General features: G+C 50.7%; 17 protein-coding genes and 1 riboswitch. Of the genes, 5 read left to right on the top strand and 12 right to left on the bottom strand.

What is annotated here, in order from left to right:
• The 8 genes from ACR65H_RS01415 to ACR65H_RS01450 form a co-directional block, all read right to left on the bottom strand.
• On the bottom strand, nt 1–373 hold a 373-nt coding region (locus tag ACR65H_RS01415; protein ID WP_440498270.1), incomplete at its 3' end, for a hypothetical protein.
• Nucleotide 374: 1 nt separating this feature from the next.
• Entirely contained in the window at nt 375–1,445 is a 1,071-nt protein-coding gene (gene cobD / locus ACR65H_RS01420; protein WP_440498271.1) for a threonine-phosphate decarboxylase CobD, read from the bottom strand.
• Nucleotides 1,432–2,388 carry an adenosylcobinamide-phosphate synthase CbiB gene (cbiB, locus tag ACR65H_RS01425; RefSeq protein ID WP_440498272.1) on the bottom strand — a complete coding sequence of 319 codons (957 nt, stop codon included), beginning with the start codon at nt 2,386–2,388 and terminating at the stop codon, nt 1,432–1,434. Before cbiB ends, cobD begins: the two co-directional genes overlap by 14 nt.
• The gene (locus ACR65H_RS01430) at nt 2,388–3,854 is read right to left on the bottom strand and encodes an adenosylcobinamide amidohydrolase (protein ID WP_440498273.1); all 1,467 of its coding nucleotides are present in this window, start codon (nt 3,852–3,854) and stop codon (nt 2,388–2,390) included. The genes cbiB and ACR65H_RS01430 overlap by 1 nt, the downstream gene beginning before the upstream one ends.
• 1 nt (nt 3,855) lies before the next feature.
• Nucleotides 3,856–4,848, bottom strand: coding sequence for a FecCD family ABC transporter permease (locus tag ACR65H_RS01435; protein ID WP_440498274.1), 993 nt, complete (start codon nt 4,846–4,848; stop codon nt 3,856–3,858).
• The gene (locus ACR65H_RS01440; protein ID WP_440498275.1) at nt 4,841–5,818 is read right to left on the bottom strand and encodes an ABC transporter substrate-binding protein; all 978 of its coding nucleotides are present in this window, start codon (nt 5,816–5,818) and stop codon (nt 4,841–4,843) included. The genes ACR65H_RS01435 and ACR65H_RS01440 overlap by 8 nt, the downstream gene beginning before the upstream one ends.
• Before the next feature lie 121 nt (nt 5,819–5,939).
• Nucleotides 5,940–6,122, bottom strand: a riboswitch (cobalamin riboswitch).
• Between the two features lie 340 nt (nt 6,123–6,462).
• The gene (gene argS / locus ACR65H_RS01445) at nt 6,463–8,130 is read right to left on the bottom strand and encodes an arginine--tRNA ligase (RefSeq protein WP_440498276.1); all 1,668 of its coding nucleotides are present in this window, start codon (nt 8,128–8,130) and stop codon (nt 6,463–6,465) included.
• Nucleotides 8,127–8,552, bottom strand: a complete 426-nt coding sequence (locus ACR65H_RS01450; RefSeq protein WP_440498277.1) for a YwiB family protein — start codon at nt 8,550–8,552, stop codon at nt 8,127–8,129. Before ACR65H_RS01450 ends, argS begins: the two co-directional genes overlap by 4 nt.
• A 162-nt stretch (nt 8,553–8,714) precedes the next feature.
• On the opposite strand from ACR65H_RS01450, the gene ACR65H_RS01455 reads away from it, so the two are divergent.
• The gene (locus ACR65H_RS01455; protein ID WP_440498278.1) at nt 8,715–10,772 is read left to right on the top strand and encodes a transglycosylase domain-containing protein; all 2,058 of its coding nucleotides are present in this window, start codon (nt 8,715–8,717) and stop codon (nt 10,770–10,772) included.
• A 485-nt stretch (nt 10,773–11,257) separates the two neighbouring features.
• Here ACR65H_RS01455 and ACR65H_RS01460 read toward each other — a convergent pair whose 3' ends face one another.
• Complete coding sequence (locus ACR65H_RS01460; protein WP_440498279.1) at nt 11,258–11,788, bottom strand: YwhD family protein; 531 nt, start codon at nt 11,786–11,788, stop codon at nt 11,258–11,260.
• A 68-nt stretch (nt 11,789–11,856) separates the two neighbouring features.
• Here ACR65H_RS01460 and thmT point away from each other — a divergent pair, with 68 nt between their 5' ends.
• Together thmT and ACR65H_RS01470 are read left to right on the top strand one after the other, a co-directional pair.
• Complete coding sequence (gene thmT, locus ACR65H_RS01465) at nt 11,857–12,042, top strand: 2-hydroxymuconate tautomerase (protein ID WP_440498280.1); 186 nt, start codon at nt 11,857–11,859, stop codon at nt 12,040–12,042.
• Nucleotides 12,043–12,102: 60 nt separating this feature from the next.
• Nucleotides 12,103–12,438 (top strand): hypothetical protein, encoded by a 336-nt coding sequence (locus ACR65H_RS01470; protein ID WP_440498281.1) that lies wholly within the window; start codon nt 12,103–12,105, stop codon nt 12,436–12,438.
• A gap of 68 nt (nt 12,439–12,506) precedes the next feature.
• Here the strand turns inward: ACR65H_RS01470 and ACR65H_RS01475 are convergent, their stop codons facing one another.
• Nucleotides 12,507–13,016 carry a YwgA family protein gene (locus tag ACR65H_RS01475; protein ID WP_440498282.1) on the bottom strand — a complete coding sequence of 170 codons (510 nt, stop codon included), beginning with the start codon at nt 13,014–13,016 and terminating at the stop codon, nt 12,507–12,509.
• A gap of 1 nt (nt 13,017) precedes the next feature.
• The gene (locus tag ACR65H_RS01480) at nt 13,018–14,313 is read right to left on the bottom strand and encodes an HD domain-containing protein (protein ID WP_440498283.1); all 1,296 of its coding nucleotides are present in this window, start codon (nt 14,311–14,313) and stop codon (nt 13,018–13,020) included.
• Nucleotides 14,314–14,499: 186 nt separating this feature from the next.
• On the opposite strand from ACR65H_RS01480, the gene ACR65H_RS01485 reads away from it, so the two are divergent.
• The gene (locus tag ACR65H_RS01485) at nt 14,500–15,135 is read left to right on the top strand and encodes an RsfA family transcriptional regulator (RefSeq protein WP_440498284.1); all 636 of its coding nucleotides are present in this window, start codon (nt 14,500–14,502) and stop codon (nt 15,133–15,135) included.
• Nucleotides 15,136–15,157: 22 nt separating this feature from the next.
• Here ACR65H_RS01485 and lipL read toward each other — a convergent pair whose 3' ends face one another.
• Nucleotides 15,158–15,991 carry an octanoyl-[GcvH]:protein N-octanoyltransferase gene (gene lipL / locus ACR65H_RS01490; protein WP_440498285.1) on the bottom strand — a complete coding sequence of 278 codons (834 nt, stop codon included), beginning with the start codon at nt 15,989–15,991 and terminating at the stop codon, nt 15,158–15,160.
• 192 nt (nt 15,992–16,183) lie between these two features.
• On the opposite strand from lipL, the gene hemQ reads away from it, so the two are divergent.
• A complete protein-coding gene (hemQ, locus tag ACR65H_RS01495; protein WP_440498286.1) occupies nt 16,184–16,933 on the top strand; it encodes a hydrogen peroxide-dependent heme synthase in 750 nt (249 codons plus the stop codon).
• Nucleotides 16,934–17,062: the final 129 nt, after the last annotated feature.

The raw sequence follows: 17,062 nt of genomic DNA on the forward strand, positions 1-17,062 counted from the left end.
GCGAGTCCGCTTCTGTTGAGCGCGGAAACAGTTTCTTGAGCGCGAGTTCGCTTCTGTTGAGCGCAGAAACAGTTTCTTGAGCGCGAGTCCGCTTCTGTTGAGCGCGGAAGCGGTTTCTTGAGCGCGAATCCGCTTCTGTTGAGCGCGGAAACGATTTCTTGAGCGCGAATCCGCTTGCGTTGAGCGCGGAAACGAATTGTTGAGCGCGAATCCGCTTCTGTTGAGCGCGGAAGAAGTTTCTTGAGCGCGAATCCGCTTCTGTTGAGCGCGGAAACAGTTTCTTGAGCGCGAGTTCGCTTCTGTTGAGCGCGGAAACAGTTTCTTGAGCGCGTGTCCGCTTGTGTTGAGCGCAGAAACGAATTCTTGAGCACAAGTCAATTATTTATGAGCGCGCCTGCGAGCTCTTTCCGCAATTCTTCCATTTCCTCCCCACTTTTCATCCCAATCCGCAGCCAGCGTCCGTCCATCCCGTGGAAGTTTTCAGAATGGCGGAGGACGATGCCTTTTGCAAGCATATGCTTATACAATTTTCCGGCATCATGCGGTTTGAACGACAGAAAGTTTGCTTCTGATTCAGTCACCGTACAACCGAATTTTTTCAGGAAGATCGTCATTTTCTCACGTTCCACCTGAGCGTGTCGGATCGCCGCTTCACGATACGCTTCTTCGCCAAGACAAACCGCACCGATCACGGCCGCCATCCCATTGACATTCCAATGCGGCGCCGCCGATTTCAGCCCCGCTATGACATCCGGATGCGCAACGACATATCCGAGGCGGATGCCGGGAATTGCGTACATCTTGGTCATTGAGCGCACGACAATGACATGTGGAAAATCCTTAAACTCTTGAATGAACGACCTGCTTTCGTCAATGAAATCGATGAACGCCTCGTCGAGAACGACTTCGCATTCCACTTCCTTCGCCTTCCGAATGACCTCAAGTAAATCCTCCCGCTTCGGCATGATGCCCGTCGGATTGTTTGGCGTGCATATGTATACGACGGACACTTCCGTCAGGCGAGCCAAAATGGCTTCTACCGGCAAGCGGAAGTCGTCCGACTCAGAGGCGATGACCCGTTCAATTTCCACACCTTTTGCCTGCAATGTCGCTTCATATTCCGAAAACGTCGGGTGGACGACGATTGCCTGCTTCCCTCGGTACCGTTCTGCGATGAGCGACAAGATTTCCGCCGCACCGTTGCCAGCAAACACCGATGCCTTCGGAACACCATGATATTCTGCCACCCTCGACAGGAAAGGCTCGCCAGCCGGGTCTGGGTAGGCGTGTAATCGCGTCATAAGATTCGGCCATAGATCGATGATAGCCCGCGGAGGTCCCGCCGGATTGCAGTTCTCACTAAAATCGAGTATCCGCGCCGGCGGTGTCATGCCGAGCTTCTCGTAAACGTGGTGGGGATTCGCCCCATGTTCAGGCAATTGCATAGAAAATCACTCCAATAATCGTCATAAGTATCCAAAAGGCGAAAGATGCAGCATGCATTTGCGCGATCGCCGATTTGATATGCGCCGCTTTCAACGACTTCAGCCCCGGACCGATTTCTGGCCGTTCGGAAACAATTCCCCGGTATGTACTTTTCCCGCCCAATTTCACGCCGAGCTGCCACGCAGTCGCCGCTTCCAGAAAACCGCTGTTCGGGCTCGGATGGTTCCGCGCATCCTTGCTCCAGCCGATGAACCGCTTCCGGAAAGGGATTCCCCCTTCATTCGGAGTGAATACGAGGATGAGGAATCCCGTAATCCTTGCGGGGATGAAGTTCATGACATCATCGGCGCGCGCGGAAAACTTGCCGAATTCACGATAGCGATCATCTTTGTAGCCAATCATTGAATCGAGCGTGTTCACAGCTTTGTACATCCATAATCCCGGTGCGCCGAACAGAAATGCCCAAAACAATGGAGATGTAACGCCGTCTGCCGCATTTTCCGATACCGTTTCGATTGCGCCGCGGGCAATCCCGCTTTCTTGCAGCTTGTCGGTGTCGCGGCCGACGATCCACGAAAGCTTCGTCCGAGCTTCTTCCAGATTACCAGTTTCAAGCGGGTCGTACACGTCGATCGCGGCGTCCTTCAAGCTTTTCTGGGCGAGTCCGACTGCAATGAGAACGGCTTCGACGATGATCCCGACAACGATATGTAGTTGGTAGGCTGACCAGACGATCGCAAGAACGATCGCTGTGACGAGGAACATAGTAATGAACAGCATTCCAGCGCCTTTAAGTATGCGGGCGCGCCCTTTGTTCAGGACCGCGGTGAGCTTCGAGATGAGTGTGCCGATCCAGCGGACGGGATGCGGCCAGTTCGGGGGATCCCCGATAATGCGGTCGAGGAAGAACCCGATCGCGATTGCAACAAAATGGGCTTGCATTATGACGTCCAGCCTTTCGCTTTTTTGTACGCCTGTATCGCGCGGATCGTGCAGTCGTAGACGCCGTGGCCGATCAATTTGCCAAGCGGCGTGATCGGGCCTGCGTACGGCAGATGCTCCCCTTCTTGCGTCGCTGCTACGAGGAGGCTGTCGGTCGATGTGCCGGTCGCGATTGTTCCGGTGAGCGGGTCTTTGATGTTTTCGGTATGAAGCGCTTTCGTTTTCGCTTCGGTTGCGGTGATCATCGCCTGGATGAAAGCTTCTTCGGGCAGCTCTCCGTTGACGATGACCCACGTATTGATCGTGCCGATTCGTTGTTCTCTTTCAACAGCTTGCGAGACGTCGACGGCATTGCCGACGCCAGCCGTCACCATGACGAGAACTGTGCCGAAGTCGCCTTCGTATTCCCCGATTTCCGCATGCTCTGTCGTAACGGCGGTCATCATGCCGACAGTGTCGGTTAATGAGTAGCCGTGCTGTTCGAGATAGGCGGACATTTCCGCTTTGACGTCGTCGCAGTTATAATTCACGTCTACGTGGCGGTTGACGAATGCGCGGTACCAGCCGAGACCAGCGTTCACGACAGCGGACGATACCGTTTTCAATGGTTGGTTGACTTGTAATGAAACGCGTTCCGCAGTGACGGTGAAGTGTCCTTTATTGACAGTGAACGGGTCGTTTTCCTCGATTTTGTGAGGGAGAAGCGTCATTTGCGGCTTCGGCAGTTCCGGATGGGGCTGCGTTTTAACTCTCGCGTTATACACTTTGCCGATCGTCGTCTCTCGGATGACGTCTTGCGGGTCGCCGATCATGGCGATTTCCCCTTTTTCCATGAGAAGCAGTCTGTCGCAATAAAGCGATGCAAGGTTGACGTCATGGAAAACGGAGATGACGGTGACACCCTTTTCGATGGCGTGGTTGCGGATCGTGTCGAGCAATTGCTGCTGGTGGGCGATGTCGAGATGATTCGTCGGTTCGTCGAGCAATAGAATCGGCGCTTCTTGCGCGAGCGCTTGTGCGACGAAGACCCGTTGTTGTTCGCCCCCTGAAAGCAGTTCGATCGCTGTATCTTTGTAGCGTGTAACGCCTGTGTATTCGAGCGCTTCCGTCACCGCCCGCTCGTCTTCATCGGACCAGGACGAAAAAAGCCCGGTCTGGTGCGGATACCGGCCGAGCGCGACGGTGTCTTTAACGGTATGCGAGAAGGCATGCGCATGGAGCTGCGGAAGGACCGCCACCTTTTTCGCGAACTGTTTTTGGGAATAAACCGAGGCGTCCTGCCCGTCGATCAGGACGGTTCCAGTTTTAGCCGGCAAGATGCCCGAAATGATTTTCAGCAACGTCGATTTGCCGCTGCCGTTCGGGCCGAGTATGCCGAGGATTTCTCCTTCATTCACACGGAATGAGATGTTGTTGACGATCGGCTCTTTACCGTATCCTCCCGCGAGATTGTCGACTTGCAGCATGTTACATGGCCCCTTTCCTTCTCTGTCTGTAGAAAATGTACGCGAACACTGGTGCTCCGATGAATGCCGTAATGACGCCGACTGGTAGTTCCGATGGCGAGATGATCGTCCGGGCGATCAGGTCGCAAATGATGAGCAAACTTGCGCCGTTCATGAATGACAAAGTGAGCAGATGCCGGTGGTCGGACCCCCACATGAGGCGCGTCATATGCGGGACGACAAGGCCAACGAAGCCGATCGTTCCGGATACCGCGACAGCCGAACCCGTCAGGATGGAGCCGCCGATAAGGATCATGAATTTCCGGCGTTTCACGTTGACGCCTAAATGATGGGCGCGTTCCTCCCCGAACAGCATGGCGTTCAATTCCCTCCGGTTCACCCAGAGAATGAAGGAACCGATGACGACGAACGGCAGCACCATAACGATATAATTCCAGCCGCGCATCGACACGCTTCCGAGGAGCCAGCCGATAATTTGACGCAGTTCTTCACCCGTAAGCGCAATCATGAGCGACAAGACGGAGCCAAGAAAAGAACCGAAGATGATTCCGGTAAGGATGATCGTCTCCATTTTCATCGAACGGTCGACAAGCTTTGCGAATCCGATGACGAGGAACATCGTCAAAGCCGCCCCTGTCATGCTGAACACCGGTAATGTGTATGTGCCTAAAATTGGAATCGATAAACCGAAAAAGAGTGTCACGACAGCACCCACCGAGGCGCCGGATGACACTCCGAGTGTGTATGGGTCTGCGAGCGGATTTTTCAGCAATCCTTGGAAAGCGGCTCCGGAAATTGCGAGCGCCGCACCGACGAGCCCTGCTAATATGACACGGGGCATCCGGATTTTCCATAAGATATTAGTCGCTGTCGTATCCGACGAATCCCAAAACGTGCTGATCGGAATTTTAACGCTTCCAATCGAAACACCGAGCCATACCGCCACAATCAATGTGGCGGCAGACACGATGTAGGCAATTGCCGATTTATTCACTGAATGCCTCTGGATAGATAGCCTTCGCTATTTCTTCAAGACCGAGCGCTAGACGCGGGCCTGTACGGCTCGTCAAGTTTTCGTCGACTTGGATGACTTGGTCTTCCTTCACCGCAGTAATGTCGCTGAAGCCGTCACGGTTTTTCACGCTTTCGACGATATCCGGCACATAGCTGTACATGACGATGATGACGTCAGGATTTTGCTTGACGATTTCTTCCGGGCTGATCATAACCCAGTTTTCTTCTGTCACAACGTTTTCCGCTCCGATCATGTCTAGGATTTGCTGCATGAACGTATTTTTACCCGGTGCATAAATTTCAGGTGCATCAGATGTTTCGATGAATACGCGTTTTTTATTCTCAACGTTTGCTGTTTTTGCAAGGACTTCTTCGACTTTCGCTTTCATGTCCTCTACGATTGTTGCGGCTTCTTCCGTTTTACCTGTAGCTTTGCCGATCGTTTCGATTGTTTCGTATGTCTGTTCAAAATCGGCGGCATTTTTCACGACGAATACGTTAATGCCTGCGTCTCGGAGCTGCTGTAGCCCTTCGTCGCCTGTGCCGAGCATGGACTCATGCGCGAAGACGACATCCGGCGTCATCGAGACGATCTTTTCAACGTTGAATTCCTGTCCGCCGATTTTCTCTTTTTCGAGTGCTTCTTCTGGATAATTGTCCCAATCGTTGACACCGACGATTTCATCATTCAAGCCGAGTGCGAATAAGATTTCCGTGTTGCTCGGAATCATGGAGACGATCGTCTCAGGTGCTTGTTCGATTGTAATCTCATTGCCGACTGCATCTGTTAATGTGACCGGGAATTCTGCTACTTCCTCAGCCGTTTGATCGTCTGTTTGCGAGCTGCCGTTTACCGGTGTGTCATCTTTCTTTGCATCATCCGTGCCGCATGCCGTTAGCAAGAATGCCGCAAGGATTGCTGTTAGCCAAAGTTGCCAAAACTTTTTCATTCTGATTTCCTCCTGTTTGTTCCAAATAAAAATCCCCCGTTTTGTGAACGGAGGAATGTGCTTAGTAAAAATACAGCTACGAAAGGACGCGCCGATTTCCACCAAACCTATCCTCGTAGGGTACGGGTGACTCATGAAGGCAGGTCTCCTGGCTTATGCTCATCGCGTACCGCGCCTTCCCGGAAAATCCAGTGGCATGTTGCGGCTTGCGAGCACTTACAGTGGCGGGACCGCGCCGGAATCAAACCGGCTTCCCTTTTAACCCCGGCGTTGACGGCGGGGCACCTTCATGTTTGGTTATGTAATTGATGTTCGGATTAATTATACTACAGTTTCGTGCGATGTCGAGGGGGTTTTGCGGGGGGTGATTGTGTTTCGGGTCGAGTTGGTTGTGTTGTGAGGCCGATTGATTGTGTTGCGGGTCGGGTTGGTTGCGATGCGGGTCCCGTTGATTGTGTTGCGCTCGTTTGATTGCGTTGCGATTCCGGTTCATTGCGTTGCGATCCCATTTGTTTGTGTTGCGCTCGTTTGATTGCGTTGCGCACTGAATTGATTGCGTTGCGATCCCACTTGTTTGCGTTGCGATCCGCATTCATTGCGTTGCACAATAAAACGCCCCTCCACATTCAGAGGGGCGCAACATTTTACATTCTTTCCGGTGCGGCAACGCCGATGAGTTTCAGCGCATTCGCAATTGTCGTGCGTGTTGCTGTGATGAGTGCGAGACGTGCTTCGGACAGGTCGCGGTTATCCGGGTCGAGAACTTTTTCAGCATTGTAGAAGCTGTGGAATTCTGCGGCCAGCTCCTGGATATAGTTCGTAATCCGGTGCGGCGAGCGGAGTCTTGCTGCATCGCTGACGGCACGCGGGAAGTCGCCGATTTTCTTCAACAGCGACAATTCCTTTTCTGCTTGCAATAAATCAACATGATCCGTTGAAGCGGCAAGATTCTTTTCCTCCGCTTGGCGAAGGATCGATGAAATGCGGGCATGCGCGTATTGCGAATAGTAAACCGGGTTTTCATTCGACTGCGAAATCGCCAAATCCAAGTCGAAGTCCATTTGTGAATCGGCGGAGCGCATCGCGAAGAAATAACGGACAGCGTCCAAGCCGACTTCTTCAACGAGTTCACGCAGCGTGACCGCTTTTCCGGTACGCTTGCTCATTTTGAATTTCTCGCCGTCTTTATATAGCTGCACCATTTGCGCAACTTCCACTTCAAGCGTATCGCGGTCGTAGCCAAGTGCCTCGATCGCCGCTTTCATCCGTGGAATGTAGCCGTGGTGGTCTGCTCCCCAAATATTGATGAGCTTATCGAAGCCGCGGCGCAATTTATCCTCATGGTATGCGATGTCCGGCGTCAAATACGTGTACGAGCCGTCATTTTTAATGAGGACACGGTCTTTATCATCGCCAAATGTCGTCGAACGGAACCAAGTTGCTCCGTCTTCTTCAAATACATGGCCATTCGAACGCAATTTATCGAGAGCGATGCCGATTTTGCCGTCTGTGTAGAGAGATGTTTCCGAAAACCAGTTGTCGAACGGCACACGGAAGTCTTCCAAGTCCTTCTTCAACTTTGCCAATTCGAAATCAAGGCCGTACTTCCGGAAAAACTCCTGACGCTCTTTTTCGCCGACGTTTACGTACTTGTCGCCGAATTCCTCCGCAAGCTTCTCACCGATATCGATGATGTCCTGTCCATGGTAGCCGTCCTCCGGCATTTCTTTTTCAAGACCTAATGCTTGGAAGTATCGCGCCTCGACTGAAAGGGCCAAGTTATTCACTTGATTGCCCGCGTCATTGATGTAATATTCCCGTGACACGTCAAAGCCTGCGAAATCGAGGATATTGCACAATGAATCCCCGATTGAAGCGCCGCGCGCATGACCTAAATGCAAGTCCCCCGTTGGATTTGCAGAGACGAATTCGACTTGGACTTTTTCATTTTTGCCGTATGTCGAACGACCGTAATCCGCTCCTTGGGCAAGTACCGTTTTGACGACTTCCCCTAAGTAATCGCTTTTCAGCTTGATGTTAATGAAACCTGGACCCGCAATTTCCAATTCCTTGATGGAAGTCGAGGACGTGTCCAATTTTTCAAGAATCGCTTCTGCAATTGCACGAGGCGGCTTTTTCGCGATCTTCGTCAATTGCATCGCGATATTCGTAGCATAATCCCCGTTGTCTTTGTTTTTCGGCGTCTCGAGTATGATATCCGGCATTGCCGATTCATCAGCAAGTCCTGAAGCGAGAACTGCCTCGCGGAATGCGTCTTTTATTTCCTGTTGTATCTTTTCAACTGCGTTCATTTTTGTCCCTCCGTAAAGTAAATCGTCAATTCGTGCCTGCCTAGCATTGCACCTTCCGCATGCAGTTCATAATGAGCGGTGAATTTGTCCGCCCCAACTTCGAGCTTCGTCGTTTTCACGAGGAGATCGAAAGTTGCTGGACCGCTGCCGTATGTACCCGGCCTCATTTCGCCTGGAGAAAACGGTAAGCGCATTTGAACAGCCCCGCTCCGCATGATTAACGCGTCTCCGTCCTCCAACTTCACCGTCGTCCGAACTTGCTGGCCCTTCAGATCTTCCACAAATCGCAAGTACGTCTTTCCGGCTTTTTCAATCAACGTCCCAGAAGCTTGGAGCTCGTGCTTATCAGCAGCCTGTCCAACGTGACGGATCGTTGATTCGAGCCGGACATCGACGTTTTGCCCTTCCATGTTTGATTCCACTCTTGCACCGCCCTTGACGTTCAAAATATCTATTCATTATATCGTTTTTCCCCGCACTATTCCAATAGATCGCGATAAATCTGTGCTTTTCGCCGATATGCCGTTTAACTTTTGTGCACCGGTTCCATACTGAATGGAAAGTACGGTGGGAGAAGGGATTGTATGAGAAGAGTCGATTATATAAAGAAAAAGAAAAGACAAAATTTCGTTCGGCGGATCGCCCTGTTGATCGTAACGGCACTGACTGCGCTTTTCACTATGTTTCTATGTCTTCGGCTTTACGCGCAAATTACGGGTGCCCCTTCGTTGAGCGTGCCGAAAGCGAGTGTGTTCCTTGATAAGAACGGGAAGCAGATCGGCGATAAGTTTTCGGCGGAGCGCAGGTATTGGGTGAATCTTGATGAAATTTCTCCGTTTCTGATCGATGCTGTCATCGCGACAGAAGACCGTAATTTTTACGAACATAACGGGTTTGATTACAAACGGATTGCCGGAGCCGTGTTGAAAGACATAAAGACGATGCGGAAAGCGGAAGGCGCAAGCTCCATTACTCAGCAGTATGCCCGGAATTTGTTTTTGACACATGAAAAATCGTGGAATCGAAAAATAAAAGAGGCGCTCTATGCGTATCGGTTGGAAACTTTTTACGATAAAGACGTCATTTTGGAAGGATACTTGAATACGGTTTATTTCGGTCATGGGATGTATGGCGTCGAGGCGGCGAGCAGGTTTTATTTTGCAAAGTCGGCGGAGGACTTGACGCTCGAGGAAGCCGCAGTGATTACGGCGATCGCGAAAGGTCCGTCCGTTTACGATCCTCTGGATAATCCTGAGCGTTCCCGTGATCGTCAATTGCTGATCCTCTCCCTGATGGAAAATCAAGGGTTCATAACAAATGCACAACGACAACGTGCGGAAGATGTGGCAGTGACGCTCAAAACAGAGGATTGGAAGGATATGAAGCGTGTCGCCCCATACTTTTTGGATGAAGTGTGGCGGGAAGCGGAACGGATTTTGAGTAAAAAAGGCCGCTATCCAGCTGAAGGCGGCTGGACGATCCGAACGACGCTCGATATGCAGCATCAGCAGACAGCCGAGGAATACATTGATAAATGGATGCCGGATAGCGGGCTGCAAGTCGGTTTCATGTCAATGGAGCCTGAAACTGGGAATATCACTTCACTCGTCGGCGGGATTGATTACAAAGAAAGTCCCTTCAACCGGGTGACGCAGGCGAAACGGCAGCCAGGATCTGCAATGAAGCCGATTTTGTATGCGGCTGCGCTCGAAGATGGCTATAATCCGCTCACATTCATGTCGACGGAACGGACGATTTTCACATATGACGAAGGCCGTTCGACGTATGAGCCGAAAAATATTAACGGCAAGTTTGCGGGCCATCCGATCTCCCTCGCCCAGGCGATCGCCATCTCGGATAATGTTTACGCTGTGAAAACGCTTGAAGATGTAGGGTATAAAAAGTTCAATAAAATGGCGGAGAAGCTTGGTCTTGATGTCAAATTCCAAGAATCCCCGGCAGTCGCGTTAGGCACTTCAACCGTTACGCTGCTTGAAATGACGAATGCCTATAACCGGATTTCCTCGGGCGGGCTGGAAGTGGAACCGACGACGATCTTATCGATCACCGATGCAGATGGGAAAACAGTGTACGAGCAGCCGAAGAAAAGCACGAAACGGGTCATTACCGAGCAGGACGCATTCGTGCTCACCCATTTAATGACAGGCATGTTCGACCCGGTCTTCAACGACTACTCCGTTTCGACGGGGCTGTCGATGCGCTCGAAGCAGAAAAGGCCGTACGCCGCAAAATCGGGGACGACGATTTCCGACCAGTATTTGATCGGCTACACCCCTTCGCTGACAGCGGGGATTTGGACGGGATACGACGTCGGGCAGCAATTGACGGAGCTTGAAGACAAATCCGCCACGAAGAAAATATGGATCGACTTCATGGAGACGGTGCATGCCGGCAAAACCCCTGAACCGTTCATCCCTCCAAAAGGCGTGAACGGCGTCATCGTCGACGTCGAAACCGGCGGCATCGCGGTGAACGAATGTCCGAAACAGCGGCTTATGTATTTGAAGGAAAAAGACATGCCGCAAAAGCTTTGCACCGACAAAAACTTGCGCGAGGAGCGCAACGGCGATGACGATGATTCAGGCACGTTCGAACTTTTCCCGTTTTCGTTTTTTGAATGAACAAAAGCGAAGGGCGCCTGCCTAGAAGCGACGGGCATAAGGCGAAGATGCGGGCGTGGCGCCTTTTGCCACAGAGCAGCTTTGACTTATGACCCCGAGCTTCTGGCGTCCGGAGCTGGATGATGACAAAAGCGAAAGCCGTTACGGAGAACGGCTTTTGCGAGCACAATCACTATCAAGATTTGCATAGCAACTTTGCCTTATGAGCTAGCGCCCGGAGTCTGGACGATGAACAAAAGCAAAGGAAGAAAATCAAAAAAGCTTTGCCTTCTGAATTAAATCAGTGAGGCAAAGCTTTTTTACCGTTGAACACGGTTTCGCACATCATGGCTCTTCGCTTGGGTTATGTAGAACCATCAAATTGGCTAGCGCCGCATACTTCGGTTGTCCTAGCTTACAATTGCAAGCTGTAAGTTCAGTGTACTTCCTTTTTCCAAGACATTCAACCTCATAAGTCGCAGAAGTCACCAAATTTCACAGTTTGTTCATAATTCAGGTGAATCGACACCAAGATCGATACGTAGTTTCGGTTCGCTGCGCTCCCACATTTCATGATTGTGGCGTGACAGGAAGTCCGCGAGAATCTGCTTCGACTTGTCGTCCATATGATCTACAATAATATTCCGCTTCATCGATTTGTCCATTTTATTCACATGATCCGCCAAAATTTTATACCCTCTGCGCTTTTCGCGGTTCACGACCATTTCGCATGCGGTAACACCTGCATAATAGGGGCCGTCCTCTTTGAAATCGATCGTCACCCAGACGAGCCAGTACGGTTTGCCGCCTTCCGAATCTTCGCGGTTCGTCGTGAATTTCACGCCGCGCTCCGTATCGCTTCGAGCATGCATCGCCCCGATTTCGATGCGCGCCTCCCCTTCTTCGATATCGACGATGACCGGCGAGACGTTTTCGAGTGACAATGATCCGATGCCGAACCCTTTATGTCCATCAGTCGGATCATCTTTTATGATGGTGAATCCCATTTTCTTTTTCGGTTTCTGCTCATTCGTCATTCCTATAACCCCTCCCACTCTGCTATTATATACACTATACATAAGTTTAGGCGAAAGGGGGAACTAGTATGCCATATGTAACCGTGAAAATGCTTGAAGGCCGTACGGAAGAACAGAAGCGCAATTTGGTTAAAAAAGTGACGGACGCTGTTGCAGAAACGACTGGCGCGCCTGTTGAAAACGTTGTAGTTTTCATCGAGGATATGCCGAAAAACCATTACGGCGTTGCCGGAAAGCTTTATAGCGATAAATAATAATTGGAGCGACGCGAGAATCGAGATTCTCGCGTCGTTTTTTATTGCTGGGGAATGGCTTTGGGCGCGGGGCGACTTGCTTTGGACGCGCAGGGGCTTGCTTTGGACGCGCGGGGGTTCACTTTGGACGCACGGAGACTCGCTTTGGGCGCGCGGAGACTTGCTTTGGACGCGCGACGACTTGCTTTGGACGCGCGGGGGCTCACTTTGGACGCGCGGCATCTTGCTTTGGACGCGCGGCAGCTCACTTTGGACGCGCGACGACTTGCTTTGGACGTGCGGAGTCTTGCTTTGGACGCGCGGAGACTCGGTTTGGACGCGCGGGGGCTTGCTTTGGACGCGCGCAGACTTGCTTTGGACGTGCGAGGGAACGCTTTGGATGCGGGCTTGCCCTAATTTAACCCCCTGCCCCATGTCGCGATTCCAACAAAAAAATCCCCTTGGCAAAAGGGGATTTCCGTAACTTATGCAACACTCGAGCACGCCCGCAGCTCCGCAATGAAATCAAATGCGGCTTGCATTTCGTCTTCGGTGAAGTTCAGTTTATTTTTCACAATATGCACTTTGGCGATTTGCTCGTCCTTCGGCAAGTAATCGAAATAAAGCAAAGTCGACACAAGCTCCAAAAAACGAGAGCTTTTGTCATTTAGCCGACGGATGCAGTCCGCAAGTTTTTCATGCGGCGCATCAGCTGTTTCGAGGAACTGGCCGCCCTCTTCTGTCACATTGTAGCTATATTGAACGTACGAGCCCTTGTCCGTGCAGCTTTCCGATAGGAAGCCCATTTCGCAAAGCTCCTCGACACGGAGCGTCAATTCCTCCGAATAGGGGCCGTACATATGCAACTCGTATTTTTCGGCGAACGGAAATTCCATCTTCTTCGCGATATAAATCATCTTCTGCAATTTCTTCCGCCCGTTCACTTCTTCCGCCATGGCAATGAATTGCACAATTCTTGCATGTTCCTGCAGCAATTTATTCACCTCTTAACATTCGTAAAATCTTATCATATAAAGGATTTTCCTTTGATTCCAAAAGGTCTTCCGGGAAATATATTTTATGGTCGGTCCGCCGTTTGCCTGAAATGGCATCGACGATTTCCGATGATCGCGACAGCTCGCTCAGCTCGCCGTTCGGCATTTGCAAATAGATCGGCACGCGTTCATTTTCTTCACCGGGCCTGTAGAAATCATACGGTAAGTCGGACGAGGAATCTGTCACAAGATAATATTCCGGATCAAGGCCCGCTTCCTTGAACAGCCTCTCAAGCTCGCCGATTTTCCGGTATTCTGTCGCCGGATCGAACTCGGCATATTGGAACAGTCTTCGGTTCAAGAAACGGTCGCACAAATCCGCCAATACGGCGTCTTCTTCCTTGCGCCACCATTGGAAATACGTCGTAAGCACACCTTCATCCAACATGATGTACTCCTCTAGACCGAATGTCCGATCGAAGAACGCTTTGAAATGAACAGGCTCGTACGTAAAAGAATAACCGCTGTTATGTAGATGTCTTGCTCGATGCAGGATTTTCATGAGAATGACTTCCGCGCTTCGCGAAACAGGGTGGAAATAGACTTGCCAATACATTTGGTAGCGGCTCATTATATAATCTTCCACTGCGTGCATTCCGCTAAACTTAATAACTACCTGTTCTTCAGCAGGCCGCATGACTCGTAAAATCCGCTCCATATCGAAGTGTCCGTAGGAAACACCAGTGTAATAGGCGTCCCGTTGCAAATAATCCATCCTGTCGGCATCGATCTGGCTTGAAATAAGGCTGACGACGAGCTTGTCCGGATATGTCTTGCCGATGACGTCCGCGATCCTTTGCGGAAAATCAGGCGAGACGCGGCGCAGCACTTCATTCACTTCCGTATCTCCTGTCAAAATCGCCTGCGTGAACTTCTCGTGATCGAGCGTGAACACCTTTTCAAATGCATGCGAAAACGGGCCGTGGCCGAGGTCATGCAGCAAAGCAGCGCACAGCGTCAATAATCGCTCTTCGTCATTCCATTCCTCACGTCCGCTGAAGCCGTCGTCAATGATCCGCCTCACAATTTCATAGACGCCGAGCGAGTGTTGGAAGCGGCTATGTTCCGCTCCGTGGAAAACGAGATACGTTGTCCCGAGCTGCCGGATCCTTCGGAGCCTTTGGAATTCCCGCGTCCCGATGACGTCCCATATGACTTTGTCGCGCACATGGATATACCGGTGGACCGGATCCTTGAATACTTTCTCTTCGAAAAGCTTTTCATTTTTATAGTCCACTTATTCATCCACCTCCGTCGACGCATTTTCTTAAGTATATCAAAAAGTGAGCGAGAGAAAAGGAAGGTTTCATTGAAATGAATGCAATTATTTTTATCTCTGTTCCAGTTTGGATGAATAAAAGGCTTACACACTGTGCACACTGACCGTAAGAAAGAGACTATGAACATGGCAGGAGGCAAGGAGATGGTGAAAGTTAGACAGGATGCTTGGCTTGAGGAAAATGATATTTTATTAGCCGAGACGGTGCTGCGGCACGTCCGGGAAGGAAGTACACAGCTAAGCGCATTCGAAGAGGTCGGAGATGCGCTCAACAGAACCGCGGCCGCGTGCGGTTTCAGATGGAATGCAGTCGTCCGCCGCGATTACGAGAAAGAACTGGCAGAGGCGAAAAAAGAACGGAAGCAGGCAATGCGCGTACTAGGCGCGGACTTCAAACGACGCAGCCAGCAATTATATAGCCCTGCGCCAGGAGTCGATCAAGAGGAAAGGACAGCTATCCCTCTATCCGCTTTATCGCTCGATACAGTCATTGCTTATTTGATCCGTTTACACCATACAGGCGGAGGCGACTCTGAATCACTCAGATGGAAGCAGACTGCTAAAATGGCAAACGACAAAGTTGAATCTCTCCAAAAAGAGATCGACAAACTGCAGCAGGAGAATAAAACACTCCGCAACGATTACGAACAATTCGTCCAAATCATGAACCGGGCACGCCGCCTCGTCACTTTGGAAGATGAATCCGAGCGCACGGCTCCCGTCTTCACGATGGAGCGAAACGGAAATCTAGTATCGAAAGAACCGCCGATCAATCACTGATCCGGCGGTTTTTCATTTGTCATCAACCTCGCGCAAGCATTTTCTGGTTCCGCTCAACGACTCGGTTCAAATAAAACAAATAAAGCTCCATCTCTTCCGGCGTGAGGCCGCCCACTTGCACTTCCTTCTCGGAAAGTGCCCGAAGCAACAGTTGGACGCGGATGCCGACTTCATTCACCGTCAACGGCTCGCCGATCAATTCCGACAGCGATGCCATCACTTCCGGTCGGATGTCCGGATAGACGAACTTCGTCTGTTCACCTTGAAGACCCGTTTCGTATAAATCGCGAATGAGGCGGGCGCGCTCAGAACCGCTGCCTTCCACGCACAAGTACACTTGGATCGCGACGCCTTGGCGCAATCGGCGTTGCGAAATTCCCGCGAACTTCCTGCCGCCGATGCTCAAATCATACGTACCCGGGCAGTAGGAACCGACAATTTCATACGCTTCGATCTGTTCAGCCACTTCCGGGAAGAGCATGCGAACAAATTCCACCATCGCTTCGTACCCTTCCGGAATATCGATGGACCCTTCCTGTTCAGAAAGGACGATGGAAATATTAAGTACGCCTTCATCCAGAACGACCGCGAGACCACCCGAATTCCGGACAATCGTTTTATAACCGGCTTCTTGGAGGAGGGGCAACGCTTCTTCAATATGGGGCAGCCGATGGTCTTGGATCCCGAGTACGACTGTTTCATCATGCACCCACGTGCGGACGGTCGGCACCGTCCTAATTTGTCCGACGAGATGGCAGAGCGTATCGTCCATCGCGAACGATTCAAGGGCCGATCTATTTTTTGCGGTCATCGATTCGTCGATGAAACGCCATTTTGGGAGTTGTAAATTGGACATTTTAAATTCTCCTGGTCATCTTTTTGCATGCTGAAAATTTTACCGATATAAGCATACACCAGTTCCATTGGCGGGAACAGTCATTCATTCTTGTCGATTGTATGACTTCTTTGCTTAGGAACCGTGTTTTCACATTCATTATGCTACACTAGGGGTAGAATTAAATTCACGAATAAAGGAGTTTGAATTCATATGAACGAAGCAGCAATTACACTCGATGGATGGTATGTGCTCCATGATTTCCGCACGATGGATTGGGCGTCATGGAAGTTGATTTCAAAAGAGGAACGTCAAGCAGCTGTCGAGGAATTCATGGCCTATTTAGATAAACTTCAGCAAGCGGATGACGCGAAGACAGGCAGCCATGCGTTTTACACGGTTGTTGGTCAAAAAGCGGATTTCATGCTTATGACATTGCGTCCGACGATTGACGAACTGCAGGAGCTTGAAGCTGAATTCAATAAATTGACGATCGCAGATTACACGGTTCCAGCTTACTCATACGTATCTGTCGTAGAATTGTCCAATTATCTTGCAGGCGAGTCTGATGAAGATCCGTATCAAAACCCGTATGTGCGAGGACGTCTATATCCAGAACTTCCGCGCAACCAATACATCTGCTTCTACCCGATGGACAAAAAACGTGAAGGCGAAGACAACTGGTACATGCTTAGCATGGACGATCGCAAGGCATTGATGCGCAGCCACGGAATGATCGGCCGCGGATACGCTGGCAAAGTGAAACAGATCATCTCCGGTTCTGTCGGTTTCGATGATTTCGAATGGGGCGTTACATTATTCTCGGATGATGTACTCCAATTCAAGAAGTTAGTTTATGAAATGCGCTTCGATGAAGTGAGCGCGCGCTACGGCGTGTTCGGTTCGTTCTTCATCGGCACATTGCTCGATGGAGAGAAGAAAAAGTCGTTTTTCACAGTATAAGGGAAAGAGCCTCTAAATAGAGGCTCTTTTTTATGTTCTATATCGCCTGATGTTGTATGCTAACCGCCTGATTGAATCAAACGAACGCCTGATATCGCTCACCAACCGCCCGTACTGATGGCTCATTCG

The organism is Sporosarcina sp. SAFN-015 (assembly GCF_059415085.1).

Excerpts from the sequence above, each read along its gene's own strand:
- hemQ (WP_440498286.1), top strand. The coding sequence starts at position 16,184 with ATGAACGAAGCAGCAATTACACTCGATGGATGGTATGTGCTCCATGAT.
- argS (WP_440498276.1), bottom strand. The coding sequence starts at position 8,130 with ATGAACGCAGTTGAAAAGATACAACAGGAAATAAAAGACGCATTCCGC.
- ACR65H_RS01460 (WP_440498279.1), bottom strand. The coding sequence starts at position 11,788 with ATGACGAATGAGCAGAAACCGAAAAAGAAAATGGGATTCACCATCATA.
- ACR65H_RS01485 (WP_440498284.1), top strand. The coding sequence starts at position 14,500 with ATGGTGAAAGTTAGACAGGATGCTTGGCTTGAGGAAAATGATATTTTA.
- thmT (WP_440498280.1), top strand. The coding sequence starts at position 11,857 with ATGCCATATGTAACCGTGAAAATGCTTGAAGGCCGTACGGAAGAACAG.
- lipL (WP_440498285.1), bottom strand. The coding sequence starts at position 15,991 with ATGTCCAATTTACAACTCCCAAAATGGCGTTTCATCGACGAATCGATG.
- ACR65H_RS01430 (WP_440498273.1), bottom strand. The coding sequence starts at position 3,854 with ATGCTGCAAGTCGACAATCTCGCGGGAGGATACGGTAAAGAGCCGATC.
- cbiB (WP_440498272.1), bottom strand. The coding sequence starts at position 2,388 with ATGCAAGCCCATTTTGTTGCAATCGCGATCGGGTTCTTCCTCGACCGC.
- cobD (WP_440498271.1), bottom strand. The coding sequence starts at position 1,445 with ATGCAATTGCCTGAACATGGGGCGAATCCCCACCACGTTTACGAGAAG.
- ACR65H_RS01455 (WP_440498278.1), top strand. The coding sequence starts at position 8,715 with ATGAGAAGAGTCGATTATATAAAGAAAAAGAAAAGACAAAATTTCGTT.
- ACR65H_RS01440 (WP_440498275.1), bottom strand. The coding sequence starts at position 5,818 with ATGAAAAAGTTTTGGCAACTTTGGCTAACAGCAATCCTTGCGGCATTC.